Raw genomic sequence first — 23,406 nt, forward strand, 5'->3', positions numbered from 1 at the left:
GACGCAGGTCGAACGAAATCTGCGGGAATAGCTCAGTTGGTAGAGCGCAACCTTGCCAAGGTTGAGGTCGCGAGTTCGAGTCTCGTTTCCCGCTCCAGATTCAAGAAGAACGCTCCCGCAAGGGGGCGTTTTTCGTTTGTCACACCGGTTGCACCACCGCCGCGCTAGCGTGCCTTGCCGGGCAGTGCGCTGCACCAGGTCCGGACATCCTGCTGGTCGAAACCGGGGCAGCGGTTGTCCTCCCGGATGTAGACGTAGGGGACGTCATCTTCGTAGGTGAAGTGGTAGTAGTAGTTCCGGTCCTTTCCGTACAACCAGTAGTTCGACGAGCCGTCGTTGATCGCATACGGTTCGAAGGTGAGGATCGAGGATTCGGCAGGAATGAAGTTGCTGCGCTCCATCAGGAGCAGCAGGGCGTTCGAGGCCAGTGGGGTGGCCAGCGCGACAACGAGCGCAGCGACAATCAATGTCGTGATCGAGGCAGTCAACAGCCAGCGGCGGGGACGTTTCACAGGCAGGCAGCATCGAAGCAAGACAGTGCCGCAATGTGCAATACGCAGTGAAAGGCGTCCAGTGTTCCGCGCGGGGAACGCATTGAAAGCGTAGTGAAAGGCTGGGTCAGCGTTGCCTGAACCGCACGCGTGTTGTGACCTTTTTCGGACCAATTCTCCATGTTCGCTCCACAATCGCACGGTAGCCTTCATGCTCCTTCTACACGTTGGCGGGCTGGTGGTCAGGCGTATCACTTCAGTGGCAGTGCCCAGGACCGGGCGCGGACTCTCCCTGCAGGCAGTGCTGCGCCCCGGCGCGCTGTTCGCAAGCCTGGCCTTGGCTGGCTGCATGTCGGTGCCGGTTCCGGACCTGCCTGATCGCACGCCCAGCACCTGGACCCAGGTGCCGCAGGGCCAGGGCGTGGCGGTGGACGCCAGGCAGTGGTGGAAAGTGCTGTCCGACCCGACGCTGGACGGTCTGGTCAACCAGGCCATCGCCGGCAATCTCGACCTGCAGCAGGCCACGCTGCGGCTGCAGGCGGTACGGATCGTCGCGGGCACGTCCGACTCGCGGTTCCTGCCGGAGATCTCGGCCAGCGCCAAGCAGGTGCAGGATGCTGCCGCGGTCGATACCTACTTCCATGCGGGCATTGAAGCGATCTGGGACCTGGGCCTGTTCGGCGCCGCCGAAAGCGCGCAGTTGAGCGCGCAGGCTTCGGCCGGCAATGCCGAGGCGCTGCGCAATGCCGCGCAGGTGGCGGTGATCGCCGACGTGGTGCGCAGCTATCTGGATCTGACCGTGGCGCAGGCCCAGCAGGATCTGCTGGCCCGACAGCAGGCCGTGGATGACCGCGGCGAACAACTGGCGCGGGTCCGCCAGCGCCTGCGCCTTGATGAGCCCGGCGAACTTGATCGCCTGCGTGCACGCCAGGCCGCCACCCGCGCGGCTACGGCCCAGGCCCGCGAGAATGCGGACAACGCGGCCCGCGCGCTGGCGCTGCTGCTCGGCCGCGATGGACCGGATCCGGCCTGGCGCGCATACCGCACGCCGCCGAAACTCGGCGCATTTTCGCTGCAACAGGTCCCGGCGGACCTGCTGCGGCATCGGCCGCAGATCCTGCTGGCCGAATCAGAGGTGATGCAGGCTGCCGCCAGCAAGGGCTCGGCGCGCGCGGCGATGTATCCGCGGGTCAGCCTCGGCGGCTCCATCCTGTATGCCTACAACCTCACCCAGAACGCCCGTTCCAATTCCGATTCCAGCCCGTCGATCGGCCCATACATCGATATTCCGCTGTGGGACTGGGGCCAGCGTCGTGCGCGCTTCCATGCCGATGAAAAGCAGCTGGATGCCGCGTTGCTCGGCTACCGCAAGGCCGTGCTGGAAGGCGTGAGCGAAGTGGAAGGCGCGCTCGGCAGCCTGGCACGCCAGGACAGCAGCATCCAGTCGCTGCGTGCGGCCGATGATGCCGCCGGCCAGCAGGTCAAGCGCCAGGCGCGGCAGGTGCAGCTTGGCCTGTCCAGCGAATTCGATGGGCTCGACACGCAGCGTGCCGCACTGGCCTCGCAGGCCGATCTGATCGGTGCGCAGGGCGCGCGCGTGCTGGCTTTTGCTTCGCTGTACCGCGCCCTCGGCGGTGCCCCGCTGCCCGCCGAGGGTGAGGGCGAATCGCAATGATCGCGCTGGCCCGCAAGACCCTGGCCTATGAGTGGCGCCGGTTCCTGCCGGTGGTGCTGGCGATGTGCTTCGCCGGCGTGCTGTTGATCGTGCAGGCGGCGCTGGTGCTGGGCATCTTTGGTACCGCCGCGATCTACGTGAAGGCATCCTCGGCCGACATCTGGGCCGGTTTCCCCGGCACCCAGAGCGTCAACTACGGGCATGCGATCAGCGCGGATGTTGAAAGCCACCTGCGCATGGACCCGGATGTCACCCGCGTCGAACCCTACGAGTGGGTTGATGGCGAATGGCGCTCCAGCGCGCAGGGCACCGGCAACGTGTCGGTGTACCTGTCCGGCATCTCCACCCAGGACGACGCGATGATGTTCGCGCGCATCCTGCCTGCCGGCCTGCGCGCGCAGCTGCGTGAGCCGGGTGCGGTGATCGTCGACAGCGCCGATCTGGATACGCTGGGCGTGGACCTGCAGAACAACCGTGCGTGGATCAATGGCAAGGCGGTGCGCGTGGTCGCCGCGCAACCGGGCCTGCGTGGCCTCGGTGGCGTCAACGTGCTGGCGTCGCTGGATACCGCGCGCGCCATCGCCGGTACCGACCCGCATGAAGGCAGTACCTATTTCGTGGCCGGCCTGCGCTCGCCGGACCTGGCCGATCGCGTGCGTGATCGCTTGGCGGCGTCAATGGGCCAGGCCACGCCGGTCGAGTTCTGGACCGCACCGGAGTTCGCCAGCCGCTCGCAGCAGTATTGGCTGTTCGATACCGGCGCAGGTATCGCCGTGTTGTTCATGGCCGTCATCGTCTGCTTCGTCGGTGCGGTGATCACCAACCAGTCGTTCGCCTCGGTGGTGGCTGGTTCGGTGCGTGAGTACGCCACGCTCAACGCACTCGGTGCGGGCCGCTATGCGCTGGCGCGGGTGGTGTTCGAGCAGGCGTTGCTGATCGGCGGCGTGGGCATGTTGCTGGCGGCGGGGTTCAGTACGGTGGTGCTGTTGATCGCGCAGACCCAGCGCGTACCGGTGCAGTTGACGCCGATGGTCATCATCGGCTGCGTAGCGCTGGTCGCGGTGATGGCCATGCTCTCCAGCATCATGGCGGTACGCAGTGTCGTCCGCTCCGATCCTTCGTTGCTGCTGCGTTGAGGGCCGGCCAATGACATCTACACGCGCCGTCGCCCCGACCCTGCAGGCCGACGCACTGGAAAAAGGTTTCATGTCCGGCGATGTACAGGTGCCGGTGCTGCGTGGCCTGTCACTGGACATCTATCCCGGTGAACTGACCCTCGTATCTGGCCCGTCCGGCTGTGGCAAGAGCACGCTGTTGTCGTTGCTGTCCGGCCTGTCCGCGCCCGATGGTGGCCGCGTGCACGCACTCGGCCAGGACGTGGGGCACATGAGCCGCAGCGAGGTGGAACGCTTCCGCCTGCACCATGTCGGCTTTGTGTTCCAGGGCTTCAACCTGTTCCCGGCGTTGACCGCGCTGGAGCAGGTGCAGTTGCCGCTGGGCTACCGCGGCATGAGCAATCGCGAAAGCGAACCGCTGGCCCGCAGGGCGCTGGAAGAGGTGGGCCTCAGCCACCGCAGCCACATGCGCCCGGCGCAGCTGTCCGGCGGCGAGAAGCAGCGCGTGGCGGTGGCCCGCGCCTTCGCCAAGTCGCCGACACTGATCTTCGCCGACGAACCCACCAGCGCGCTGGACGCCGAGAATGGCCAGCGCGTGATCGACATCCTGCATCGCTATGCACGCGCGCATGGCGCCACCGTGCTGTGCGTGAGCCACGATCCGCGCCTGATCCGGCATGCCGATCGGGTGATCGCCATGGAAGACGGCATGGTCCGTGATGACCGCCGCCAGAACGAAACTGTAGAGTCCGCCCCATGACCAAGACGTCGCACCTGCTTCCCCTCAGCCTGGCCCTGTCCGCGGCACTGCTGCTTGGCGCCTGTTCAAAGGACGTGCCCGCGTCTGCACCGGCGCCTTCAGGCAAGGCCGATGCCGCCGCCGGCAAGGTCGCGGTCGCGCGCGGCATCATCGACGTCGAGGGCGGGCTGATCGCATTGGCGCCGCCGGTGGATGGCTCGATCACTGCCGCGCCGGTGAAGGAGGGCGCCACGGTGAAGAAGGGACAGTTGCTGCTGTCGCTGGATGGCGCCCTGCTGCAGCAGGAGGTGGCAATGGCCACCGCCGACCTGGCCCTGGCCAATGACCGCCTGAAGGGCAGCCAGGCGCAGCTGCGCGAACTGGAGCGCAACGCCACCCGCCTGTCCACGGGCGCCAGCGAAGGCGTGTCGTCCAACCAGCAGGCCGATGCGGCCAAGCAGCAGCTGGCCGGCGTACGTGCCGATGTCGACGTGGCCGGTGCGCAGGTCGACATGGCCCAGCACAAGCTGGAACACGCAAAACTGAAACTGCAGCAGATGTCGCTGAGCGCGCCGGAGGCCGGCACCGTGGTCGGCCAGGTGCCGGGGCTCGGCGCCTTCGTGCAGGCCGGCAAGCCGGCCATCTCGCTGCTGCCGGCGCGTCCGCTGCAGGTACGTGCCGAACTCAGCGCGGCCTACGCCGATGCCGTGCAGGTGGGCATGAAGGCTACCGTGGTGCCGGATAGCGACGGTGCCGAGAACACCGGCACGCTGCCGTCCGCACGCGTGGTGCGCATCAGCCCGGTATTCGCGCAGGCACGCCTGCCTGAAGACGCGGGACGTGGCGTGGCCAAGGTGGTGGAGTGTGTGCTGGAGTTCGATGGCGAGGCCAAGGCGCGCTTCGGCCAGCATGTGCGGGTGGAGTTCCGGAAGTAGGCCTAGCGTTGCAGCGGGGGCGTCTCCGCGCGCCCTCGACGCCTGAGCGCCCGCCACGCACTCACCGCCGACACCACGCACAGCGCCAGCAGCAGGCCCACGTCCAGCAGCAGCAACCACAGCAGGTGCATGCCGTGCACCGGCGGCTGATGCATGGCCGACAGCATCCACGGCACCGACCATGCCAGCAGCAGGACGAAGCCGATCAGCAGGCGCAGCCACAGTCGCTCCAGTTTCCAGGGGCGCACGATCAGGGCGGCCACCACCAGCTCGACGGTGCCCAGCAACGCGAACACGATGACGGTGCTGGTCGGGTAGGGCAGCTCGGCGCCTTCCAGGTGATGCAGCAGCCAGTAGTCCGGGGTGAAGCCAGCATTGACCAGCGCAGCGATCAGCGCGAACCAGGTCAATGCGACCAGCAGCCAGAAGAAGCGGACGTAGCGCTCAGGCATGGGCGGTGTCCATGGTGGCGGGCAGGCGGTTGCGTGATGCATACCATGCGGAGATGACGATTGCGGCCAGTGCCAGCAGGCCGGGCCCGAGGGTGAAGTACAGCAGGCGCAGCGGGTGGTTGTGCATCAGCGTCCAGCTGGCGAATGCCAAGGGAATGGCCAGCACCAGCAGCTTGGCGAAGAGCGGCCGCAGCACCGCGATCAGCGGCTGTGCAACGAGGAACATCCAGAACAGATAGAACTGGGCGATGCCCAGGCCGATGTCGCGATGGGAGGTGAAGCCGAAATGGTCGCGATACCAGTTCATTCCCAGCGGAATCAGTGCCCAGTACAGCAGCGCCACCACCAGATGCAGCAGCAGGGCGATCAACAGGGGCTTACCGCGAAGGAACATGAGCGTACGGGGCTGGGCGGGGCAGCGTACCCCAGTGCGGACGCCCGTGACCGCATGATGTGAAGACTGTTGACGGCGTGAAGGAATTTGGACACAATAGCGCTCCTTCGACGCAGGTCGAACGGAATCTGCGGGAATAGCTCAGTTGGTAGAGCGCAACCTTGCCAAGGTTGAGGTCGCGAGTTCGAGTCTCGTTTCCCGCTCCAGATTCTACAGGGCCCCGGTAGGGGCCTTGTTTTTCTCCCGCCACGGCAAGGCGGGGCACGTTGGGCCACAAGGCTTTACGCGCAGTCAGAAAGGTGAAATCGCTGGTGTGTGTCCCGGATTTCCGGTACCATGTCGGCTTACGCGGGAATAGCTCAGTTGGTAGAGCGCAACCTTGCCAAGGTTGAGGTCGCGAGTTCGAGTCTCGTTTCCCGCTCCATGTTCCGACAGGCCCCATCATGGGGTTTTGTCTTGTCAGGGCCCTGTTCCTGGCGCGCAGTACGTTGGCCTCATGGCAGAGTGGCTATGCACCGGATTGCAAATCCGTTTACAGCGGTTCGATTCCGCTTGAGGCCTCCAAATTGAAAAGCCCTGACTCTGGTCAGGGCTTTTTCTTTGCCTGCCGTTCGGCGGCGTCAGCCAGGATTCCTTGATTCGCGTCTGAAATCATGGGTCTGCCATCCGTTTTCGGGTGGCAAGCTGGCGTTAACACGTGCCGCGTGCGTTTGCGTGAGTTCGAGCGGGGATGGCAACCGAGCGACGCTGGGGTGACTACTGGCAGTACACGATCAAGCGGGCGGGGCTGCTGCCCCAGCCGGCCTGCCTGGGCTTGGTGTCCGAAGCCGAGGGGGGACGAGTCTGTACGTCATCTAGGGGCGCTGCTTGATCGTGGCGTGGTGCCTGAGGAGCTAGCGAGCACCACGGCGGCGGCGAAGGATCTGTGCAGCCAGGCGCCTGAGTTATGACCCCGCCTTGGTGACCGGCGAGACTCTGGGGAAAGGAGCTGCCTGCAAGGTGCGTAAAGCTGGCGAGCAAGGACAGCTCTACGCCCGGCAAGTGAGCAGCCTTCTGATCAACGTCGCCGCAGCAAGGTGCTCAGCGAGGACCCAACGTTCTGAGCGATCGCGGTGAGCGGGCAGCCGTGGATCTAGCTGCACCGCTTTTCCCGGAGCCGCTGAAGGCAGGGGGGGGGCATCATGCCTTTGGATCTGGTGGAGCCTGTTGCATCCGAGGGCGGCTGGCACGGGCAATGCGAGTCTTTGCTCATCGAGGTTGTGATCGAACAGCAGGCCGTCGTGATTGAACAGGTCGCTACTCTGGAAAGGCACTGCACCGATGCGGACTGACCTCTGGGATCAATTCGGCGAACTCGTGACCAGTAGCCCCCGATTGCTGGCGACCGTCAGTGTGCAGAGCAGTGACGGAACCAGCACGATGACCACTTACGACGAAGTGCAGATGCGGGTCTTTGGTCAGCTCAAATTGCCCATCCCACACGACGTTTGGGTTCGGTCTGGGCATTTGGTAGAGGCCCCGTCCTACCTGCCGCTCATCGAAGCGACCATCTAGCAAGACAAGGCGCCGCCCGGGTGTCAGCAAGCATCCGAGCGGCAGCGCAGTACAAGCGATCTCAGTACCTGGCATTGGCCGCGGCCCCGTCGCCCTCGCGAGAGCCGCCGGATTGTCGGCTTCACCTATCGCAGATACCTGGAAATCATGGCAAAACCGATCATTTCCTGGCCAGGCGGCAGGCGACGGCTGCTGAAGCACCTCTATCCGGACCTCCCGGCCCACGATTGCTATGTCGAGGTGTTTGCCAGGGGTGACGCCCCTCTGATGATTGAGCTTGACAAGGTGGGTTTGGATTATTCAACTGGCGGCGCAAGTGTAATTGGCGTGGCTGGATTCATGGATTGCGCTGGGTCGTCGCCCATGAATTAAGTAAGCGGATGTGCTTGCTGTTGCTATCAAATGGATGTCTTTGGGTTGTATTCAAGGAGACGATTATGAAACGGATGTTATGGTCATGTGCTTTGTTTGCAGGCTTGGTGCTCCCTTTGTGTGCGAAGGCGGAATGGGTTTGTCGCACACAGTCAGGCGAGGTGTCTGTTGGTGGCGGAGACGCTCATCAGGAACCTGATATTCAGATATGCGAGTGGGTCGGTGGCGGAACGCCACCAGGGGGCGGGACAGGCGGTGGAACAGGGGGTCAGTACTGTCCAGTGCTTTTGATGTCAAAGCCGTCCGGCTGCACGTCAGAGATTCCAGTTCAGGGTGCGGATTATGCTGCTGACAAGTTCATGTTGGGGTCTGGTCTCGCTACTGCTCTATCCAATCTTTCGAATGGAAATATTTCGTCTCAGGCTCGGGATCAAATTTTCTCCGCTCTAGCTAAGCATACGGCGGATTACTCTGACATTCGAAAGTCGGTCAATGATAATAATGTTGCGCTGATTGATGGAATGGTGCAGGCGTGCGATTATCAGAGGCAATTCGATCTCGCGAATCCACCAATGTCTCCCCATCCGGGTGGAGTTTCACCAGGCCTCAAGGCTTGCCTCGGGACGGTGGAGCGCCTTAATGCTGAGGCAAATTTGTCTTTCACATCATTCTTTCAGGCTTGGCTTAATCGGACAGGGATTGTTCTCACTGATTTGGGGATCCCTCAGACGGTGATTAATTGGTTTGCTCCTGAGAATTCGCTTTCGGCGAAGATCGAGGCGGCAAATGAGCAGAACGCGTGCAATCTTTGGTTTGGTGAGGTGCGACGAAATGGATGCTAATATTAGGTTTGTGTCGGCGATTTTCATTGCCTTAATGGCTATGGCGAATCTGGTTGGATGCAGGGATTCTCAGGATGCTGGTGTTGACCGTCCTGCTACGGACGCTGCAGCGAAAGTCGACGATGATCGGCAGAGGCCAGAGGTAGGGTTGAGTGGATCAAGGGGGATCGCCGGCCTGCCTCCAAGCGCACTCCAACAATATTATGCATGTGGCGCAGATGAAGGGTCATGCAACAGAGATCCGCTGGTTGCGGCAAGCCCTGAGGAGGCGCAGTGGTTGCAGGCTAGGGGATATCCAGCGCCGGATCAGATCAAGAGTTCTCTTGCGGCTAGCACTGAATCTTTGAGGCTTGCTGCAGAAGAATCTGGGTCACTTGTTGACAAAAGTCTATATGGGCAGGCTTTGTTGAGGGATGGCAAGTACAGGGATGTGGTGGGGTCGATGGTTGATAGCTTCGTGCGCGATGGAAATATTTATGGTCTGTATCTAACTTCAGATGCCTATATGCAATCGGAGGAGTTAATGAATCCTCCTCTGGCAATGGCATATTTGCGATTAGCCTATCTCGCTGGGGATTCAAAGGCAGGTGGTGTTCTTGAGGCGAAGTTCGGCCAGATGACTCCTCCCGAACGTGCTTTCGCTGATCGCAGGGCTGCAGATTTGAAGAGGAACATGGCGCCGGACGGATCTTGGCCGAGGCCGTAGATTGGATGGTTGCGTTACCATCGGGCAGTTTTCTGCCCGATGGTTATGATGTGCGGGTTAGAATATTTTGGTGACCCCGCCGCGGGTGATAGAGTTGCTTGAGGGAAATCGCGTTGGTAAGGAGTAAGCTCTGCTCCACTTCTTCAGTGACCTGTGAATCCGAACGATTCGAGATGGCGGTTTGAATCGCCCTCGGGCATGTCGTATCGCGAAGCGTTGGATTTACAGGAGCTGGGTCTTCTAGGGGATTCTGCAGCGACGACGCAGTTCTTGCTTGGAGTGACGTGTGCGGATCACGGGCTTGCCATCAGAGTTCGGTCAGGCACCGTGTCTGGCTATCACTCCCTGTCAAAGCACCTGAGCGAGATGGGCCTGATGCCCGGCCTGCCGGCCTGAGCGATACAGCTCGCCCCGATGTTGAGCGGAACGGCCACCATCGTCTTCAGCCATGCGCTGCTGGGATCGGGGCGTCGATTCGCGCTCGCTGCATTGACGTCCACGTTGTTCGGCGTGGCGATGTTCAGCAACGGCGCCTTCACCACCAGCAGCCCGCTGCACGGCATGTATGCAATCGGCATCTTTTCGATCCTGACGCTGCTGCTGCGCCAGGTAGCGCTGGGCGCCGACGTGTCCCCCGCGCATGGCATGGGTGGCCCCGGCCACATCGCTGCTGGGGATGGTCTACCTGTGGTCGGTGATGTCCGGCTTCGATCCGCCGCCGTACCGTGGCCTGACCCAGCGCATCGCGCTGCTGCCGGCGTTCGGCGGGTGCACCTTCGCTGCGCTGGAGTTGCGTCAGCGGCACATCCGCCACTGAGGCGGGGCTGTTACGCTGGCCTCTGCGCATGAACGGCTGCAGGCACCTGACATGACCCTCCGGCCATTGACCGGCGACGACGCGGACATCCTCTGGGCTGCGCGATTGCGGGCACTTCGTGACTCTCCCGCGGCATTCCTGTCCACGCTTGCCGAGGCGGAGAAAGACACCTCGGACGTGATGCGTGCGCAGTTGGCCGACCCTCAGACGCGCTACTTCGGTGCGTTCGTTGATGGCGCCCTTGTCGGCTTCCTGCGCTACGTGCGTCCGGTTCGCATCGCGCGGCGACATACCGCGGAGGTGCACAGTGTCCATGTGGATGCCGGCCACCGCGGCCAGGGGATCGCGCGGCAGCTGTTTCTCGCGGCATTCGCGGATGCGCACGCGGAAGGTATTGAATCGCTCACCCTTACGGTGCTGGCGGACAATGCTGCCGCTTGCAGGGTGTACGAATCACTGGGTTTCACCGCGTTCGGAAGGGAGCCGCAGGCGGTGAAGCGTGCGGGTGCGTACACGGATCTGGTCGCCTACCAGGTATCCCTGCACTGAGGGCGGCCTGCTGTCATACGGCACGGGCAGGGGCGAGGTTCCATGGCACGATGGTGTAAGCCCCTCACTGCATGAAGCACGGGCAATGCACGTACAGGTATCGAGCTGGGATGAGGTTGTACCCGCGCAGCGTCGCCAGGCGGTGGAGCTGGTGCGGAGCGCTTTCCCGGACATGCAGGGAGACGGCTACGCCACCCCGGGGCCGGTCGCTCTGGCCCTGGCCCTGGAAGGCGATCAAGTGGTCGCCCACCTCGCACTGTACGAACGTAGCGTCCTGCTGGACGACGACGCGGAACGGATCGGCCTGATCGGCGGTGTCGTGGTGCGTACAGATGCCCGCGGAAATCGCGTCGCGTCACGCTTGATCGAAGCTGCGCATGCCGAGCTGCGTCATCGTGGGATCGATTTCGCGGTGCTGTTCGCCCTCGATCATCGGCACTACGCCTCGGCTGGATATGCGCCGATGCAGAACGAAACCTGCTTCATCGAAGACGGCCAAGCGCGTCGGTTCGTCTATCGAGGCGGCATGGTCGCCGCTTTGGGTGCGCGGCGATGGACCATCGCGGTCCTCGATCTGCAGGGTGAAACGGTCTAGACGGCGCCTGCGTGCAGTTGCGACCAAACCCCAGTATCGTGGCGATTGTCCAATGCGAACCAGGGAGCGGTGCGGGATGGCACGATATCTGCTGATGGCGATGCTTCTGCTGGGATGTGCCCCGCTGGCATCGGCCCAGGTCTACAAATGCAAGGGCGCATCCGGAGAAACGGTATACAGCCAGAATCCGTGCGCTGCCGGTGCCGAACCCATGAAGCTGCGTTCCAGTCGTTCCTCCACCGAGTCGGCGGGAGAGGCTGCGAACCGTGCGGCCGTGTACCAGAACACTGAACTGGCCGACGCCGGTATCGAGGAACGCAACTGCGTACAGGGCGAGCGCGCGCGGATCTATGGTCCGCTGGAATCACGAAGCCAGGAGGTGGGGCGCCAGATCGCCGAATTGAATCGACAACTGGCCACGACCAACGGCACGCTGGCCGGGGCAACCCAGGATTCGGGCATCCGCGCACAGGTCGCCAGCATGCAGCAATCGCTGAGTGCAGAGCGGGTCGCGGCCGATACGCAGATGGCGAACGCACGCGAGCAGTGTGCTTCGACCCGCCGTGACCGTGAGCGCTCGGTGCGCGACAAGTTCAGCAACGCACCGGCAATCACGCGCTGAAACGTCGTCATCAGGTGGGAGCGCGCGTCGGAAGTGCCGTTTCCGCGCGGAAGTTGCGTCCCACCGGTTCGCTCACGCCCAGGTAGTGGCGGAACAGGTAGATCAGCGGCTTCCAGCGGGCGACGTCGATGTGCTGGGTACCGGTCACGGTGATCGCTTCGTGCGCATGCACGCAACGGATGCGTCCCTCGACGATCACGAAGCCCTGGCCGTCATCCTCGCCGGGCGGGTGCATCGCCATCACGCTGACTTCCACCTGCAGCGGGCACTCGGCAATCGCCACCGGCGCGACGTGGGTCGAGTCGATCGCACTGAAGCCTCCCAGTGCGAACTTGTCGCGGACGTGCACGTAGCCCATCGCCTGTTTGGCGGCCGGTACCGGCTGGCAGCCGGTTGCCCGTGCGATCGCCTCGACCTGTGTGGCCTGCGCGGAGGAGGGGAAGTTCAGCACGCACTCGTTGCGCAGCTGCAGGTTGCGATAGCCCTGGCCCTGTACGCCGAGGCCGAGCACCACCCGGTTGCCCAGGGCCCAGAACGAAGACAGCGGACTGATGTTGCTGCTGCCGTCGTCGTTCAGCGTGGTCATCAGCAGCACCGGCGTGCCCGGGTACAGGACCGAAGGAGTGATGCGGCGGCGGGGGATCGGAGCGGTTTTCACGGCAGGCCTTGCGCTATCGGGGTGGCCACTGTGCCTTGGCAGACGGTGCCGACGCTTCGGCCTGCATCGAACTGTCGGCCCGCAACGGCGTGCCACAATGCGGGCATGGTCCACACCTCCGGTTCCCTTGTCAGTGTCGGTGCCCTGGTCGGTGACCAGGCGCGCGCGGCCATGCTGCTGCAGCTGATGGATGGGCGTGCCTACACCGCGATGGAGCTGGCCCGCGTGGCCGGGGTGACACCGCAGACGGCGAGTACGCATCTGCGCAGGCTGGTCGAGGGCGATCTGCTGGTCGCGGTCGCGCAGGGGCGACACCGCTACCACCGGCTGGCCTCGCACGAGGTTGCCGACATGCTGGAAGGCATCCTGCGCGTTGCCGATCGCACGCCGTCCTGCACGGCTTCCGCATCGCGCAGCATGCCGGCGTTGCGCCAGGCGCGTTCCTGCTACCGGCATCTGGCCGGCGTGCACGCGGTGGCGATCACTGACCATCTGCTGCGCGCAGGGCATGTACGCATGCAGGCGGCGCACTGGGACGTGACCGATGCCGGTGCGGTGTTCCTGCGGCAGATCGGGCAGCCGTTGGCCGATCTGCTGCAGCAGCCGAGGGCGGCCAAGCCTGCGCGGCACTGCCGGGGCTGCCTGGACTGCACCGAGCGACGACCGCACCTGGCCGGTCTGGTCGGTGAAGCCATGCTGGACAGTTTTCTGCACAACGATTGGTTGCGAAGGGTGGAGAACCGGCGCGAGCTGCGGATCACCCCGGCAGGGCAGGCCGCCTTTGCACGCCTGTTTTCGATCCACAGCTTCGGCGGCTGACGGGCGCGACATTCGGCACCCGCTTGCGCGCGCTGATAATCTGCGATTCCTCGTGACGCAGGCCAACCTTCATTTCCACAACGGCGGTTGCGTTCATACCCGGCCGATCCGCATGTTGATCGGCCAGCGGATCGCACGGCGCTGTTGCGGATCGCCCCAGTGTGCGGCCAGTTCGTCTGCGTAGTCCTGCAGCAGTGCCTGCTGGCCGGCTTCGCGTGCGCGCCGCACCGCCGACCAGGTGCTGAAGTAGCCCAGCGTCTCGACCAGGTTCCAGTCGCGCTCGATCGCCAGTGTGGGATAGGCGAACTCGTCGAACGGGAACGCCAGGTCGGCATAGCCGCTGTCGACCAGGCGGCGCTCGGCCGGCCAGTAGCGGCCCATGTCAGTGCCGTAGAAGCGGGAGAAGCGTGGTTGCAGGTCGGCCTCCAACTGCGGTGTGCCGTAGCTGACCAGCGCCAGCACGGCACCGGGCGCGGCAACGCGGCGCACTTCGGCGTAGAACGCTGGCAGATCGAACCAGTGCGCGGCCTGGGCGACGGCAATCAGATCGGCACTGGCATCCGCCAATGGCAGTTGTTCGGCCGAGGCCTGCTGGTAGCTGACGCCTGCCGCAGGCGCTGCGTTGGCGATCTGGTCGGCGCTCGGGTCCATGCCCAGCACTGCATCGAAGTGCGGTGCGAGCAGGCGGGTGAGCTGGCCGTTGCCACACCCCACATCGATCGCCAGTGCGTGCGTGCTGCACGACGACGCGAGGAAGTCCGCCAATGCAGCGGGATAGTCGGGACGGTGTGCGGCGTAGTTGCGGCCGCCCTGGTCGAACCAGTTCTGTGGGCTCATCGATGCAGTCCTCGTACCTCGGTCAGGCGTTGTGCGAAGCCGCGCTGTTCCAGCGCGCGTGCGGTAGCTTCGAGGACATCGAGCAGCGGATGGCCGATCTCGGCTTCCAGCGTGCCGATGGCTTCGAAGATCAGTGACCAGTGCGGCTCCAGGCGGCGCAGCAGGGCCTGGCCCTCGGCGGTGAGGGTCAACGCGCTCTTGCGCGCGTCTGCGGCCATCGGTTGCCGCCGCAGCAGCCCCTGGTCGATCATCAGGCCCACCGTCTGGCTGATTGCGCCCTGGGTGAGGCGGCTGGCGTCGGTGATTTCGCCCACGGTGCGCGCGCCACCGGCGAGGGCGCGCATCACGGGGGTGTAGCGCGCGCGGTAATCCAGGCCCATGTCCCGATAGACCTGTTCGGCCCCCTGGTCAACGAGTTCGGCGGTGTAGCGAAGCAGTTCGCCCAGTCCAGCAGTGTGTCTCATGGCTGGCAATATGCATTAGGCCTAATGGAGTTTCAAGGGCCAGTCTCAGCCGCCTGCGACATGGGAAGGCGCTATGGTCGAGTTCCGAGTCTTAGGGAGCTGGAATGGCGAGCAAGGACATGAACGATCGCGGCACGCTGGCGGTACGTCGGCAATGAGCAAATCTTCTGTGGAAGTACGTTGGCTGACGTTCCGGCTGATGAACGGCCAGTCGATCGGACCGGATCGACTGAAGGATGGATGGGTGATTGCTTCGGAGACCCGCCACTGCGGGGTGCGCCGCGAGTCCATCGAAGGCGCGGGCGTGGTCTACGCGCTGTATGCACCGGCCAACCTGGCCTCCCCACGGCGCGCGGAGATGCGCATGCGCGAATTCCTGATGAGCTCCGGCTACACCTTCACCATGGGCACGCTGGGCGGCTGACGCCGCCCTTTGGGGATTACGGGCGCACGGTCAGTGCCTGGCCGAGCATGCCGATCGGACCGCGTGCATCGTGCAGCACCGTGCTGGTCAGGCCCAGGCCTTGGTGGCCGAACGATACGGACGTGTCGAAGCCCAGCCACTCGCCCTCGGGCATGCCGAACAGGTGCGCGGTCAGATCGAGGTTGGGAAAGGCAACCTCCTTCGGATCGGCACGCACGGCCATGCCATTGGACAGGTCGAACAGGGTGGCCGCACGCGCCAGCGCACTGACCGGCTCGTCGTCCAGCAGCGCGTGCTTCGCGCGCGCCCAGTAGGTGGCCCGTCCAGGCCCCTGGTCGTGCCGGCGGATCTCCACGCTCTTGATGAATCCACCTGGCCACACCGTACCCGGATCCCACGCGGGCATCGAATCCGGTGGCGCGATGGCGGCGATCGGCGTGCCGGCGATGGCCCCGGTATCGTTCGGGCGCATCAGCCACGCACGGACACGCAGCGCCGGGCGATCGTCATGGCGCAGCGTGGCTTCGACCAGTTCAATGGTGCGGCCACCGCGCAGCACCTGCACATCGGCCTCCATTGCTTCGATCGGGATGGTGCCGAGGATGTCGTAGGACAGGCGCGCGATCAGGAAGCCATGGCCACGCGCGGCGGCGTCACGTTCCAGGTGGTGGGCCAGCAACCCGATCGCCGGTGCGATGTGCTGCTCGCGGATGTTCCAGGCGCCGCCGGTATGTTCAGTCGGCAGGTAGCGGGTGTCATTCAGTCGTTCGAAGAAGGCCATCGTGTGCGTTGCTTCAGCAGGGAGGAAGGTGGGAGGTGCTGCACCGGTCCCTGCATCGTAAGCGTTTGGCAGCATCGCAGGCTGAGCCGGCTCCTGCAGGAGCCGGCCGGATGCCGGTCAGGGAGACGGGCAGTCCATTTCGCGACACAGCTTGTACTCGGCCAGACACTGCTCGGAGGTCTTGCCCAGCGGTCCCTGTGATGTACGCAGGCACTGCTCGTACTTCAGCGTGCAGAACTCGCAGGTTCCTGCGGCGAAGGCCAGGCCGGTCACGGCCATGCCAAGGAGCATCACGGTCTTCAAGGTCGTCTTGATCATCACGTCAGTCCTTTGTGTGCCCGTCACTGGGCCCGGCCACCATAGCAGCCCTTCCGGCATGCACTTGATGCGTTGCGGCACGCGATGGACTCAGCGTTGCACGGCCTTCAAGGCGTCGACCAGCTGTGCACCAGAAAAACCACAGTGTCCTTCGCCCACTGGCGGCAACACGCGTGGCAGCGGGCGTGCGCCCGCCCGTGCGGCCAGTTGCGGATACACCGTCTGCATGTGCGGCACGATGGTCGGGTCGTTGTGATTGAACTGGATCACCAGTGGTCGCTTCATTGCGCCGGCCATTGCCAGCGTGTCGCGGACATGCGCCTGTGCCGCAGGCACGGGATCGATGCGCTGCACGCCGGCATTGAACGCGGCATCATCACCGAATCCGCTGAAGACCACGCCGATGTTGCCGACCGGCATGCCGCCGCTGCGCGTGGCCAGTTCATGCAGGACCAGCGCATGCAGGCTGATGGTGCCGGCCAGTGCATCAGGGGAGACCTGCAGCCGCCGCGCCAGTACTGTGGCGTGCGACGGATCGCGCTGCAGGGCATTGGCGATGCCCTGGTACAACTCGCCCTGCGGCAATGCGGCGGCTTCGCGCGATACCAGGCCGGTTGGCGGCAGCCCATCGGCCTTGGGGAAGAAATAATCGAATGCGACCAGCGTGGTCAGCAGATCGGTCGCGATCTGTTCGCCACTGAGATTGGCGCCGCACAGCGACACGCCACCGGCGTAGTGTTGCGGGAAACGCTCCAGGCTGCCGATGGTCACGGCGCCACCCATCGAGAATCCCAGCATCCAAGTGTGGCGCAGATGCGTGAGTTCCTCCACTGCATGCTGGCGCAGGCGTTCCGTATCGGTGATCGCATCGGCCACTGCCCAGCCCTGGCTGGCATAGGCGCTCTGCGCGACGGCGTAACCTGCGGCCAGTAGCGGCGCAGTGCTGTCATTGGCCGCCATGGGTACGGTGCGCGGCACGCCGACCGGTTCGTAGCCATGGGCCAGCATCACCAGGTCGCCGTTCCAGTCGGCCGGCACATCCAGTCGCCATGGTGCGCCCTGCAGCTCGCCGCTGAGCGTGCGTGCCGCCGTGGGCGGTGCCGCCAGCAGGACCGTCGATGGCAACAGCAGGCCGAGGGCGAGGGCACATCGAAGCAAGGGGCGCATCGGGGTCGTTCCATGCAGGAATGGCGCCGAGCATAGATGCCAGCGAAACGTTGCGCGCGCTGCACTGCCGCAGGGGATTGTGGGTCGACCGTGCTGCGCTCTACGCTGGCCGCATGGTCCTGCACGTCATCGCGTCGATTATCCGGATTCCCCAGGGGAAGGCGGGATAGCGCGCGGTCGTCACGGCCAGGCAACCCGCCCGGGCAGGCGGGCTGCACATGGCGCTCTCCCGGGCACTGGAATCCACCGAGGAGAACGCAGATGCAACCTCTTTCATCGACCGACGAAGCCCCGACCCTGCACCTGCTGTGCGGCAAGATCGGTGCAGGCAAATCGACCCTGTCGCAGCAACTGGCGGCGAAGCCGCGCCACGTCCTGATCAGCGAAGACGCATGGCTGGCCACGCTGCATCCGGGCGACATCCACTCCATCGCCGATTACCTGCAGCGTGCAGCCACGCTGCGCAGTGTGCTGACCGATCATCTGCGTGCATTGTTGCGCGTGGGCGTCTCGGTGGTGCTCGATTTCCCCTTCAACACGCCGGCCGCACGGGCATGGGCGCGCGAGGTGTTCGAGCCGGTGGATGCTGCGCACCGGCTGCATTTTCTCGACGTTGCCGACGAGGTCTGCAAGGCGCGGCTGCATGCGCGCAATGCGCGCGGCGAGCACCCCTTCCAGGCCAACGATGAGGCCTTCGACCAGATCACCCGCCACTTCGTGGCACCGGCGGCGGAGGAGGGCTTCGTGGTGATGCGCTACACCGAGGCCGGCCCGGTATAGCGCGGTCGGTTCAGTCGACGAAGGCCGGCTTGCCCTCGGTGGCGGTCTGCACCAGCGTTCTGCGGAAGGTCTCGACCAGGGGACGCAGGTTGATGCGGTGCCAGGCCGCCCACAGCGGCGTGCGGTAACTGAACCACGGCAGCTCGCGCAGCACCACGCCCGCCGGTGCCTGGTGGTCCAGGCTGCGCTGGATCGTGGTCTGGCCCAGCCCGGCGGCGACCAGGCCGAGCGCGGCCAGCGGCTCGGTCGCTTCCATGGCGATGGTCGGGGTGAAACCGGCCTTCGCACAGGCAGCGATGAAGGTGTCATGGCGCAGCGCGCTTTCCTTGTGCATCACGCCGATCCATTGCTGGCTGGCCAGATCCTCGGGCGTGATGGTCTCTGCGCTGGCCAGTGGGTGGCCGGCCGGCAGCGCCAGCAGCATCGGGTCGTTCAGTACCTGCGTGGCTTCCAGGTCCGGATCGTCGAATGCGGGTGGTTCGCAGACCAGGGCGATGTCCAGGCTGCGTTGCCGCAGGCCTTCCAGCTGCACGTCCGACTGCTGGTTGTACAGCGCGATGTGTACGGCAGGACGGTCGCCGCGCAGTTCGCGCAGGGCGGTGGGCAGTACGCCGGAGTGCATCGCGTACTCCAGATAGCCGATGCACAGGCCGCCTTCGTCGCCGCGGCCGAGCCGGCGTGCCAGCGATTCCAGCCGGTTGGCGTGGGTCAGCAGGGCGCGCGCCTCGGCCAGGAAGGTGCGGCCGTCGGCGGTCAGGCGGATGCGCTGCTGCGAGCGTTCGAACAGCTGCAGTTCCAGCCGTTCCTCCAGCTGGGCGATCTGCCGGCTGAGTGGGGACTGGGAAATGTGAAGGCGCTCGGCGGCGCGGCCGACGTGTTCATCTTCGGCGACGGCCACGAAGTAGCGCAGTTGGCGGAGATCGAGCATAAGACCTTCCGGGACTCAAGATGGATAAATTGTGTCTTGGACAGTCTGATTGGGCAAGCCTAGCCTATGCCTCAACCTCAACAACCTCCCCAAGGGGAACTCCATGAGCATCAACACTCTGTTGGCTGGCAAGACCCTCGGCTTCGGTACCGCGCCGCTGGGCAACATGTTCCGTGACATCCCGGAAGCCGAGGCCCAGGCCACGGTGGACGCGGCCTGGGAACAGGGCACCCGCTACTTCGATACCGCCCCGTTCTACGGCGCCGGCCTGGCCGAGATCCGGCTCGGCGACGCGCTGGCCAAGCGCAACCGCGACGACTTCGTGCTCAGCACCAAGGTCGGCCGCCTGATCCTGGATGAAGTGGAAGACACCAGCGCCCGCGACCTTGGCGAGAAGGGCGGCCTGTTCGTCGCCGGCCGCCCCAACAAGCTGGTCAACGACTATTCGGCCGATGCCACCCTGCGCTCGATCGATGACAGCCTCAAGCGCCTGAAGACCGATCGCCTGGATATCGTCTGGGTGCATGACATCGCCCAGGACTTCTACGGCGATGAGTGGCTGTCCTACTTCGAGACTGCACGCCGCGGCGCCTTCAAGGTGCTGACCCGGCTGCGCGAGGACGGCGTGATCAAGGCCTGGGGCCTGGGCGTCAACCGTGTCGAGCCGATCGAGCTGACCCTGGACCTGGACGAAGCCCGTCCGGATGGCTTCCTGCTGGCCGGCCGCTACTCGCTGCTCGACCACGAGCGTGCGCTGCAGCGGGTGATGCCCAAGGCGGCCGAACGCAACACCGGGATCGTGGTCGGCGGTCCGTACAGCTCCGGCGTGCTGGCCGGTGGCAACCACTTCGAGTACCAGAAGGCGTCGCCGGAGATCCTGGCCAAGGTCGAGCGCATCAAGGCCATTGCGGCCGAGTACGGCATCAGCATCAAGGCGGCCGCCCTGCAGTTCTCGCTGGCCAACCCGGCGGTGGCTGCGGTGATCCCGGGCGCCAGCCGTCCCGAACGCATCGCCGAAGACTATGCCGCACTGAAGGAAATCATCCCGGCCGGGTTCTGGCAGGAACTGCGTGCGCAGGGCCTCGTTGCGGCCAACGCCCCGCTGCCGATCGACAACATCTGAGTCCCCAAGGAGACCTTCCCATGGCAACTGCATCTGTATCCATCACCGTGCCGACCCCGGCCGACCAGGTCTGGAACCTCATCGGCGGCTTCGATTCGCTGCCCGACTGGCTTCCGTACATTCCCCAGAGCACGCTCAGCGAAGGCGGTCGCGTGCGCCATCTGGCCAATCCCGATGGCGATGCCATCGTCGAGCGCCTGGAAGCCTTCGACCAGGCTGATCGCAGCTACACCTACTCGATCCTGCAGGCGTCGTTCCCGGTCACCGGCTACCGTTCCACCCTGCGCGTTGTCGAGCAGGGCAGTGGTTCCAGGATCGACTGGTCCGGTGAGTTCACCCCGGTGGGTGTCAGCGGCGAAGAAGCGTCCGCGCTGTTCGAGGGCATCTATCGCGATGGCCTGAAGGCACTGGAAACCACGCTGGCCGGGTGAATGCCCGTGCGGTGTTGACCGCATGCAGACGTTCCGGCCGGTCCGGGGCGTTTGTATTTCAGTGGGTGGGTGATGGCCCACCACAGGCAACGCGGTGCATCGGGAAGTCCATTGCCTGTTTCGGATTGTCCTGCGCGATCTCGATGCGCGCATGCGCGCGCTGTTCGTCGAGGCGCCTGTAGCGGATGCGCTGCGGGAAGTCATTGGCCGGGTTCTCGAATACCGCCTCGTTGGCATCGACCCGGGTGGCATTGAACTCGGTCGCGTTCTGGCCGGAGGGTAGGGCGGTCAGCACCAGGCGGCCGTCGTCATGCTGGCGCAGCTGCATGAACTCGAAACCCACGGTGTGGCCGTCACGCAGGCTGCGGCTGCTGCCGAACAGTGTGTTGCCAGCCAGGGTGGACCACTGCTCGCCGGCACCGGCGGGCTGACCATCAAGCTGCCAGCAACCGGCCAGCCAGGCCAGGTGTTCGATCTTCGACGGTGGAGCGGCCTGTGCGTGCGCGGCCGCGAGCAGCAGCGGCAACAGGGCCAGGGCGATGCGGAGCGACATCGGTGCCTCCATGCGCGGGGATGTGTGGCCTGTATAGCGTTCGGGGGACGAGGCGGCCAGTGCCGTCCTTTCCATTGTTGATTCCGATACGATCTGTCGCATCAGGCTCACACTGCTTAACCTGGGGTCCCGCCATGGTCGACCGTCTCGCCATTCTGCTGGAACGCTTCGCGGTCACCGCCTCGGTGTTCCATGCCGGCGCGCTGTGCGGCATCAACACGCTGGAGGGTGAGGATGAGGCCGGGCAGCTGCACCTGGTGCGACGTGGCCCGCTGCAGGTCAGCCACGGCCATCAGACCCTCCAGGTCGACGTCCCCAGCCTGCTGCTGTACCCGCGGCCGATGCCGCACCGGTTCAGCACCGATCCGCAGCAGGGCGCCGACATGGCCTGCGCCAACCTGCATTTCGAGGGTGGCCGGCTCAACCCGATCAGCGCCGCGTTGCCCGATTTCATCTGCATGCCGCTGGCGGATCTCTACGGCGGCAGCGCAGCACTGGAGCTGCTGTTCGAAGAGGCCTTCGAACAGCGCTGCGGGCGTGCGGCGATGGTCAACCGGCTGTTCGAGGTGGTGATGATCCAGGTGCTGCGCCAATTGATGGAAGGCGGCGAGATGCGTGGCGGCCTGTTCGCAGGGCTCGGCCATCCGCGGCTGCGGCTGGCATTGGTGGCGATGCATGAAGCGCCCGCACAGTCCTGGACCCTGGAAGACCTGGCCGAGGTCGCCGGCATGTCACGCAGCGTGTTTGCCGCCAGTTTCCGTGAGGCGATGGGCACCACGCCCGGTCAGTACCTGCAGGGCTGGCGGGTGGGCCTGGCGCAGCAGGCGCTGCGTCAGGGGCGCCCATTGAAGCGGATCGCTGACGACGTCGGCTATGGCAGCGAAGCCGCGCTGTCGCGTGCGTTCAAGGCGCACACCGGGCAGTCGCCGCGCGAGTGGCGCGGACAGGCCCGCGCCAGCGTGGCCTGAGCCTCAGGCCAGTACCAGCCGGGCCAGTTTCATGCCACCGAACAGGCCGACCAGGCCCAGTGCCACCGAACCGCCGGCGTACAGCGCTGCCAGGCCATGCTGGCCGCGCTGCAGCAGCAGACCGATTTCCAGCGCATAGGTGGAGAACGTGGTGTAGCCGCCGAGGATGCCGGTGGCCAGCAGCAGTCGCAGCTGCGGCGAGGCACCATTGCGCAGGGCGAAGGCCTCGACCAGCACGCCCATCAGCAGCGCACCGGTGATGTTGATCAGGAAGGTCGACCATGGCCACGGGCTGCCGACCGCCACCCGCGCACCGATCAGGTTGCAGGCATGGCGAAGGCACGCGCCGAGCCCGCCACCGATGAAGACCAGCAAGTAGTTGTTCAATGCGTGCATCACGTGCCTCGGATACGGGTTCGCTGATTCGAGGGCGAACGCCGAGGGCAGGCACGGCCTGCCATCGACGAACACCGGTTCGTCCTGGCAGGAGCCATCAGCCCTTTCAGGCGGTTATCGGGGGAGCCCCATCCCCATCGAGGAACATGCTACCAGCGCCAGCGCGCTTACGTCATCGAGGTCGTCAGCACCCGGATGACCTTGCTGCGGCTGAAGCCGTCCATCAGCAGTTCGAAGGCCAGCAGGTCCAATGCCGCGTGGCGACGATGGTCGATCTCCAGCCCCTTCTCCTCCACCAGGTGGCTGACCAGTTCGTAGGCGTCCTGCCAGACATCCAGGTGGGCCTGGCTGGGGATATAGGTATTGCCCCGCTCACCGACGCCAAGCCCGTTCACGCCGTACAGCAGTTCGCGCGCGTCCAGCTTGGCCGCATCGGCGATGCGGAACAGCTGTTCGGCCTTCACATGGGCGGGGCTGACATGGTCGTTGAGCCAGTTGCTGATGGTTGCCGTCGTCGAATCGGCGGCGCGGGCCAGATCGGCCGGGCGAGGGTGCCCGGCTTTCTTCATGGCAATGGCGAGTCGTTGGCCGAGAGTATTCATCTATGCAAGCCAGCTTAACGCGTAGATCGCAAAGATCCCTTGTTCCAAGAATAAGTCTGGTTAACAGAAGGACCGACCGTGACCGATTTCTGGAGCAAGGGGCAGGTGCGCGCCCGGCTGGGCTTCCGGACCGATGCCGAACTGGCGCGGTTCTTTGGCATAAGCCGATCTGCAGTGTCGCAATGGCCCAAGGACTTCCCGATTCCTGCGCTGCGCCAATACATCCTGCATCAGCGCTACCCCAACCTGTTCCCGGCGACTGAGGCCGCGGAGGCCGAATAAGCCCGGATGGCGCCGCC

The 23,406-nt window shown here is 64.9% G+C and carries 32 protein-coding genes, 4 tRNA genes, 1 pseudogene and 1 riboswitch; of the genes and pseudogenes, 23 read left to right on the forward strand and 14 right to left on the reverse strand.

Annotation, left to right across the window (positions count from 1 at the left end; all coding sequences use genetic code 11):
- Nucleotides 1–21: 21 nt before the first annotated feature.
- Nucleotides 22–97 (forward strand) — tRNA-Gly (locus tag EGM71_RS07285).
- Nucleotides 98–164: 67 nt separating this feature from the next.
- On the opposite strand, the gene EGM71_RS07290 is transcribed toward EGM71_RS07285, so the two are convergent.
- Nucleotides 165–512 (reverse strand): hypothetical protein, encoded by a 348-nt coding sequence (locus EGM71_RS07290; RefSeq protein WP_223224545.1) that lies wholly within the window; start codon nucleotides 510–512, stop codon nucleotides 165–167.
- Nucleotides 513–702: 190 nt separating this feature from the next.
- Between EGM71_RS07290 and EGM71_RS07295 the strand changes: the two genes are divergently transcribed.
- Genes EGM71_RS07295 through EGM71_RS07310 form a run of 4 tightly spaced genes read left to right on the forward strand, consistent with a single transcriptional unit; the run spans nucleotide 703 to nucleotide 4,955 of the window.
- Entirely contained in the window at nucleotides 703–2,166 is a 1,464-nt protein-coding gene (locus EGM71_RS07295) for a TolC family protein (protein WP_188488792.1), read from the forward strand.
- Nucleotides 2,163–3,302, forward strand: a complete 1,140-nt coding sequence (locus tag EGM71_RS07300; RefSeq protein WP_188488795.1) for an ABC transporter permease — start codon at nucleotides 2,163–2,165, stop codon at nucleotides 3,300–3,302. Before EGM71_RS07295 ends, EGM71_RS07300 begins: the two co-directional genes overlap by 4 nt.
- A 10-nt stretch (nucleotides 3,303–3,312) precedes the next feature.
- Nucleotides 3,313–4,041, forward strand: coding sequence for an ABC transporter ATP-binding protein (locus EGM71_RS07305; RefSeq protein ID WP_188488797.1), 729 nt, complete (start codon nucleotides 3,313–3,315; stop codon nucleotides 4,039–4,041).
- A complete protein-coding gene (locus EGM71_RS07310; protein ID WP_188488799.1) occupies nucleotides 4,038–4,955 on the forward strand; it encodes an HlyD family secretion protein in 918 nt (305 codons plus the stop codon). Before EGM71_RS07305 ends, EGM71_RS07310 begins: the two co-directional genes overlap by 4 nt.
- A gap of 2 nt (nucleotides 4,956–4,957) precedes the next feature.
- On the opposite strand, the gene EGM71_RS07315 is transcribed toward EGM71_RS07310, so the two are convergent.
- Nucleotides 4,958–5,407 (reverse strand): hypothetical protein, encoded by a 450-nt coding sequence (locus tag EGM71_RS07315; protein WP_188488801.1) that lies wholly within the window; start codon nucleotides 5,405–5,407, stop codon nucleotides 4,958–4,960.
- Nucleotides 5,400–5,801 carry a hypothetical protein gene (locus EGM71_RS07320; RefSeq protein WP_188488803.1) on the reverse strand — a complete coding sequence of 134 codons (402 nt, stop codon included), beginning with the start codon at nucleotides 5,799–5,801 and terminating at the stop codon, nucleotides 5,400–5,402. Before EGM71_RS07320 ends, EGM71_RS07315 begins: the two co-directional genes overlap by 8 nt.
- 130 nt (nucleotides 5,802–5,931) lie before the next feature.
- Between EGM71_RS07320 and EGM71_RS07325 the strand changes: the two genes are divergently transcribed.
- The 6 genes from EGM71_RS07325 (at nucleotide 5,932) to EGM71_RS07350 (ending at nucleotide 9,275) form a co-directional block, all read left to right on the forward strand.
- A tRNA-Gly gene (locus EGM71_RS07325) sits at nucleotides 5,932–6,007 on the forward strand.
- A 142-nt stretch (nucleotides 6,008–6,149) separates the two neighbouring features.
- Nucleotides 6,150–6,225: transfer RNA gene (locus EGM71_RS07330), tRNA-Gly, on the forward strand.
- Nucleotides 6,226–6,291: 66 nt separating this feature from the next.
- Nucleotides 6,292–6,365: transfer RNA gene (locus EGM71_RS07335), tRNA-Cys, on the forward strand.
- Between the two features lie 617 nt (nucleotides 6,366–6,982).
- Entirely contained in the window at nucleotides 6,983–7,132 is a 150-nt protein-coding gene (locus EGM71_RS20810; RefSeq protein ID WP_223224546.1) for a hypothetical protein, read from the forward strand.
- A gap of 885 nt (nucleotides 7,133–8,017) precedes the next feature.
- Nucleotides 8,018–8,569 carry a hypothetical protein gene (locus EGM71_RS07345; RefSeq protein ID WP_188488805.1) on the forward strand — a complete coding sequence of 184 codons (552 nt, stop codon included), beginning with the start codon at nucleotides 8,018–8,020 and terminating at the stop codon, nucleotides 8,567–8,569.
- Nucleotides 8,559–9,275 (forward strand): hypothetical protein, encoded by a 717-nt coding sequence (locus tag EGM71_RS07350; RefSeq protein WP_188488806.1) that lies wholly within the window; start codon nucleotides 8,559–8,561, stop codon nucleotides 9,273–9,275. Before EGM71_RS07345 ends, EGM71_RS07350 begins: the two co-directional genes overlap by 11 nt.
- Nucleotides 9,276–9,613: 338 nt before the next feature.
- Here EGM71_RS07350 and EGM71_RS07355 read toward each other — a convergent pair whose 3' ends face one another.
- A complete protein-coding gene (locus tag EGM71_RS07355) occupies nucleotides 9,614–9,853 on the reverse strand; it encodes a hypothetical protein (RefSeq protein WP_188488808.1) in 240 nt (79 codons plus the stop codon).
- 62 nt (nucleotides 9,854–9,915) lie between these two features.
- On the opposite strand from EGM71_RS07355, the gene EGM71_RS07360 reads away from it, so the two are divergent.
- The 5 genes and pseudogenes from EGM71_RS07360 (at nucleotide 9,916) to EGM71_RS07375 (ending at nucleotide 11,858) form a co-directional block, all read left to right on the forward strand.
- Complete coding sequence (locus EGM71_RS07360; RefSeq protein ID WP_188488810.1) at nucleotides 9,916–10,092, forward strand: hypothetical protein; 177 nt, start codon at nucleotides 9,916–9,918, stop codon at nucleotides 10,090–10,092.
- 51 nt (nucleotides 10,093–10,143) lie between these two features.
- Complete coding sequence (locus EGM71_RS07365; RefSeq protein ID WP_188488812.1) at nucleotides 10,144–10,641, forward strand: GNAT family N-acetyltransferase; 498 nt, start codon at nucleotides 10,144–10,146, stop codon at nucleotides 10,639–10,641.
- A gap of 85 nt (nucleotides 10,642–10,726) precedes the next feature.
- A complete protein-coding gene (locus EGM71_RS07370) occupies nucleotides 10,727–11,236 on the forward strand; it encodes a GNAT family N-acetyltransferase (protein ID WP_188488814.1) in 510 nt (169 codons plus the stop codon).
- 100 nt (nucleotides 11,237–11,336) lie between these two features.
- Nucleotides 11,337–11,441 (forward strand): annotated as a pseudogene (locus EGM71_RS20900) (DUF4124 domain-containing protein); the annotation flags it as partial.
- Between the two features lie 6 nt (nucleotides 11,442–11,447).
- The gene (locus EGM71_RS07375; RefSeq protein WP_262975151.1) at nucleotides 11,448–11,858 is read left to right on the forward strand and encodes a DUF4124 domain-containing protein; all 411 of its coding nucleotides are present in this window, start codon (nucleotides 11,448–11,450) and stop codon (nucleotides 11,856–11,858) included.
- A 10-nt stretch (nucleotides 11,859–11,868) separates the two neighbouring features.
- On the opposite strand, the gene EGM71_RS07380 is transcribed toward EGM71_RS07375, so the two are convergent.
- The gene (locus EGM71_RS07380) at nucleotides 11,869–12,516 is read right to left on the reverse strand and encodes a flavin reductase family protein (RefSeq protein ID WP_188488818.1); all 648 of its coding nucleotides are present in this window, start codon (nucleotides 12,514–12,516) and stop codon (nucleotides 11,869–11,871) included.
- A gap of 105 nt (nucleotides 12,517–12,621) precedes the next feature.
- Here EGM71_RS07380 and EGM71_RS07385 point away from each other — a divergent pair, with 105 nt between their 5' ends.
- Complete coding sequence (locus EGM71_RS07385; protein ID WP_188488820.1) at nucleotides 12,622–13,335, forward strand: ArsR/SmtB family transcription factor; 714 nt, start codon at nucleotides 12,622–12,624, stop codon at nucleotides 13,333–13,335.
- Between the two features lie 93 nt (nucleotides 13,336–13,428).
- Here EGM71_RS07385 and EGM71_RS07390 read toward each other — a convergent pair whose 3' ends face one another.
- Both EGM71_RS07390 and EGM71_RS07395 read right to left on the reverse strand, forming a co-directional pair.
- Nucleotides 13,429–14,172: a class I SAM-dependent methyltransferase gene (locus EGM71_RS07390; RefSeq protein ID WP_188488823.1), complete on the reverse strand. Its 744-nt coding sequence runs from the start codon at nucleotides 14,170–14,172 to the stop codon at nucleotides 13,429–13,431.
- Nucleotides 14,169–14,636 carry a MarR family winged helix-turn-helix transcriptional regulator gene (locus EGM71_RS07395; RefSeq protein WP_188488824.1) on the reverse strand — a complete coding sequence of 156 codons (468 nt, stop codon included), beginning with the start codon at nucleotides 14,634–14,636 and terminating at the stop codon, nucleotides 14,169–14,171. The genes EGM71_RS07390 and EGM71_RS07395 overlap by 4 nt, the downstream gene beginning before the upstream one ends.
- A gap of 154 nt (nucleotides 14,637–14,790) precedes the next feature.
- Between EGM71_RS07395 and EGM71_RS07400 the strand changes: the two genes are divergently transcribed.
- Nucleotides 14,791–15,060 carry a hypothetical protein gene (locus EGM71_RS07400; protein ID WP_029380059.1) on the forward strand — a complete coding sequence of 90 codons (270 nt, stop codon included), beginning with the start codon at nucleotides 14,791–14,793 and terminating at the stop codon, nucleotides 15,058–15,060.
- Between the two features lie 16 nt (nucleotides 15,061–15,076).
- On the opposite strand, the gene EGM71_RS07405 is transcribed toward EGM71_RS07400, so the two are convergent.
- The 3 genes from EGM71_RS07405 to EGM71_RS07415 form a co-directional block, all read right to left on the reverse strand.
- Entirely contained in the window at nucleotides 15,077–15,841 is a 765-nt protein-coding gene (locus EGM71_RS07405) for a thioesterase family protein (RefSeq protein ID WP_188488834.1), read from the reverse strand.
- A gap of 117 nt (nucleotides 15,842–15,958) precedes the next feature.
- Nucleotides 15,959–16,159, reverse strand: a complete 201-nt coding sequence (locus EGM71_RS07410) for a hypothetical protein (RefSeq protein WP_188488835.1) — start codon at nucleotides 16,157–16,159, stop codon at nucleotides 15,959–15,961.
- A 90-nt stretch (nucleotides 16,160–16,249) separates the two neighbouring features.
- On the reverse strand, nucleotides 16,250–17,326 hold the full coding sequence (locus tag EGM71_RS07415; protein ID WP_188488836.1) for an alpha/beta hydrolase family protein: 1,077 nt from the start codon (nucleotides 17,324–17,326) through the stop codon (nucleotides 16,250–16,252).
- Nucleotides 17,327–17,587: 261 nt separating this feature from the next.
- On the opposite strand from EGM71_RS07415, the gene EGM71_RS07420 reads away from it, so the two are divergent.
- Entirely contained in the window at nucleotides 17,588–18,106 is a 519-nt protein-coding gene (locus EGM71_RS07420) for an AAA family ATPase (protein ID WP_188488837.1), read from the forward strand.
- 10 nt (nucleotides 18,107–18,116) lie between these two features.
- Here EGM71_RS07420 and EGM71_RS07425 read toward each other — a convergent pair whose 3' ends face one another.
- On the reverse strand, nucleotides 18,117–19,034 hold the full coding sequence (locus EGM71_RS07425) for a LysR family transcriptional regulator (protein WP_188488838.1): 918 nt from the start codon (nucleotides 19,032–19,034) through the stop codon (nucleotides 18,117–18,119).
- 103 nt (nucleotides 19,035–19,137) lie between these two features.
- Between EGM71_RS07425 and EGM71_RS07430 the strand changes: the two genes are divergently transcribed.
- Entirely contained in the window at nucleotides 19,138–20,157 is a 1,020-nt protein-coding gene (locus EGM71_RS07430; protein ID WP_188488839.1) for an aldo/keto reductase, read from the forward strand.
- Nucleotides 20,158–20,177: 20 nt separating this feature from the next.
- Complete coding sequence (locus EGM71_RS07435; RefSeq protein WP_188488840.1) at nucleotides 20,178–20,588, forward strand: SRPBCC family protein; 411 nt, start codon at nucleotides 20,178–20,180, stop codon at nucleotides 20,586–20,588.
- Nucleotides 20,589–20,646: 58 nt separating this feature from the next.
- Here EGM71_RS07435 and EGM71_RS07440 read toward each other — a convergent pair whose 3' ends face one another.
- The gene (locus EGM71_RS07440) at nucleotides 20,647–21,141 is read right to left on the reverse strand and encodes a DUF6265 family protein (protein ID WP_188488842.1); all 495 of its coding nucleotides are present in this window, start codon (nucleotides 21,139–21,141) and stop codon (nucleotides 20,647–20,649) included.
- Nucleotides 21,142–21,275: 134 nt separating this feature from the next.
- Between EGM71_RS07440 and EGM71_RS07445 the strand changes: the two genes are divergently transcribed.
- Nucleotides 21,276–22,109, forward strand: a complete 834-nt coding sequence (locus EGM71_RS07445; RefSeq protein WP_188488844.1) for an AraC family transcriptional regulator — start codon at nucleotides 21,276–21,278, stop codon at nucleotides 22,107–22,109.
- Nucleotides 22,110–22,112: 3 nt separating this feature from the next.
- Here EGM71_RS07445 and crcB read toward each other — a convergent pair whose 3' ends face one another.
- Both crcB and EGM71_RS07455 read right to left on the reverse strand, forming a co-directional pair.
- Nucleotides 22,113–22,505 (reverse strand): fluoride efflux transporter CrcB, encoded by a 393-nt coding sequence (gene crcB / locus EGM71_RS07450; RefSeq protein WP_188488846.1) that lies wholly within the window; start codon nucleotides 22,503–22,505, stop codon nucleotides 22,113–22,115.
- Between the two features lie 81 nt (nucleotides 22,506–22,586).
- Nucleotides 22,587–22,650: riboswitch (Fluoride riboswitch) on the reverse strand.
- A gap of 22 nt (nucleotides 22,651–22,672) precedes the next feature.
- Entirely contained in the window at nucleotides 22,673–23,074 is a 402-nt protein-coding gene (locus EGM71_RS07455; protein WP_188489771.1) for a helix-turn-helix domain-containing protein, read from the reverse strand.
- Between the two features lie 111 nt (nucleotides 23,075–23,185).
- Between EGM71_RS07455 and EGM71_RS07460 the strand changes: the two genes are divergently transcribed.
- Nucleotides 23,186–23,389, forward strand: coding sequence for a hypothetical protein (locus tag EGM71_RS07460; RefSeq protein ID WP_188488848.1), 204 nt, complete (start codon nucleotides 23,186–23,188; stop codon nucleotides 23,387–23,389).
- Nucleotides 23,390–23,406 lie beyond the last annotated feature (17 nt).

Source organism: Stenotrophomonas maltophilia, from assembly GCF_006970445.1.
Taxonomy (GTDB): Bacteria; Pseudomonadota; Gammaproteobacteria; order Xanthomonadales; family Xanthomonadaceae; genus Stenotrophomonas; species Stenotrophomonas maltophilia_AU.

Coding starts and splice junctions, on each gene's coding strand:
- EGM71_RS07360 (WP_188488810.1), top strand. CDS start 9,916: ATGGCATGGGTGGCCCCGGCCACATCGCTGCTGGGGATGGTCTACCTG.
- EGM71_RS07435 (WP_188488840.1), top strand. CDS start 20,178: ATGGCAACTGCATCTGTATCCATCACCGTGCCGACCCCGGCCGACCAG.
- EGM71_RS07385 (WP_188488820.1), top strand. CDS start 12,622: ATGGTCCACACCTCCGGTTCCCTTGTCAGTGTCGGTGCCCTGGTCGGT.
- EGM71_RS07300 (WP_188488795.1), top strand. CDS start 2,163: ATGATCGCGCTGGCCCGCAAGACCCTGGCCTATGAGTGGCGCCGGTTC.
- EGM71_RS07405 (WP_188488834.1), bottom strand. CDS start 15,841: ATGGCCTTCTTCGAACGACTGAATGACACCCGCTACCTGCCGACTGAA.
- EGM71_RS07445 (WP_188488844.1), top strand. CDS start 21,276: ATGGTCGACCGTCTCGCCATTCTGCTGGAACGCTTCGCGGTCACCGCC.
- EGM71_RS07365 (WP_188488812.1), top strand. CDS start 10,144: ATGACCCTCCGGCCATTGACCGGCGACGACGCGGACATCCTCTGGGCT.
- EGM71_RS07430 (WP_188488839.1), top strand. CDS start 19,138: ATGAGCATCAACACTCTGTTGGCTGGCAAGACCCTCGGCTTCGGTACC.
- EGM71_RS07305 (WP_188488797.1), top strand. CDS start 3,313: ATGACATCTACACGCGCCGTCGCCCCGACCCTGCAGGCCGACGCACTG.
- EGM71_RS07295 (WP_188488792.1), top strand. CDS start 703: ATGCTCCTTCTACACGTTGGCGGGCTGGTGGTCAGGCGTATCACTTCA.
- EGM71_RS07370 (WP_188488814.1), top strand. CDS start 10,727: ATGCACGTACAGGTATCGAGCTGGGATGAGGTTGTACCCGCGCAGCGT.
- EGM71_RS07455 (WP_188489771.1), bottom strand. CDS start 23,074: ATGAAGAAAGCCGGGCACCCTCGCCCGGCCGATCTGGCCCGCGCCGCC.
- EGM71_RS20810 (WP_223224546.1), top strand. CDS start 6,983: ATGCCTTTGGATCTGGTGGAGCCTGTTGCATCCGAGGGCGGCTGGCAC.
- EGM71_RS07420 (WP_188488837.1), top strand. CDS start 17,588: ATGCAACCTCTTTCATCGACCGACGAAGCCCCGACCCTGCACCTGCTG.
- EGM71_RS07315 (WP_188488801.1), bottom strand. CDS start 5,407: ATGCCTGAGCGCTACGTCCGCTTCTTCTGGCTGCTGGTCGCATTGACC.
- EGM71_RS07390 (WP_188488823.1), bottom strand. CDS start 14,172: ATGAGCCCACAGAACTGGTTCGACCAGGGCGGCCGCAACTACGCCGCA.
- EGM71_RS07355 (WP_188488808.1), bottom strand. CDS start 9,853: ATGCCGATTGCATACATGCCGTGCAGCGGGCTGCTGGTGGTGAAGGCG.
- EGM71_RS07375 (WP_262975151.1), top strand. CDS start 11,448: ATGAAGCTGCGTTCCAGTCGTTCCTCCACCGAGTCGGCGGGAGAGGCT.
- crcB (WP_188488846.1), bottom strand. CDS start 22,505: ATGCACGCATTGAACAACTACTTGCTGGTCTTCATCGGTGGCGGGCTC.
- EGM71_RS07410 (WP_188488835.1), bottom strand. CDS start 16,159: ATGATCAAGACGACCTTGAAGACCGTGATGCTCCTTGGCATGGCCGTG.
- EGM71_RS07345 (WP_188488805.1), top strand. CDS start 8,018: ATGTCAAAGCCGTCCGGCTGCACGTCAGAGATTCCAGTTCAGGGTGCG.
- EGM71_RS07400 (WP_029380059.1), top strand. CDS start 14,791: ATGAGCAAATCTTCTGTGGAAGTACGTTGGCTGACGTTCCGGCTGATG.
- EGM71_RS07425 (WP_188488838.1), bottom strand. CDS start 19,034: ATGCTCGATCTCCGCCAACTGCGCTACTTCGTGGCCGTCGCCGAAGAT.
- EGM71_RS07350 (WP_188488806.1), top strand. CDS start 8,559: ATGGATGCTAATATTAGGTTTGTGTCGGCGATTTTCATTGCCTTAATG.
- EGM71_RS07310 (WP_188488799.1), top strand. CDS start 4,038: ATGACCAAGACGTCGCACCTGCTTCCCCTCAGCCTGGCCCTGTCCGCG.
- EGM71_RS07320 (WP_188488803.1), bottom strand. CDS start 5,801: ATGTTCCTTCGCGGTAAGCCCCTGTTGATCGCCCTGCTGCTGCATCTG.
- EGM71_RS07415 (WP_188488836.1), bottom strand. CDS start 17,326: ATGCGCCCCTTGCTTCGATGTGCCCTCGCCCTCGGCCTGCTGTTGCCA.
- EGM71_RS07395 (WP_188488824.1), bottom strand. CDS start 14,636: ATGAGACACACTGCTGGACTGGGCGAACTGCTTCGCTACACCGCCGAA.
- EGM71_RS07440 (WP_188488842.1), bottom strand. CDS start 21,141: ATGTCGCTCCGCATCGCCCTGGCCCTGTTGCCGCTGCTGCTCGCGGCC.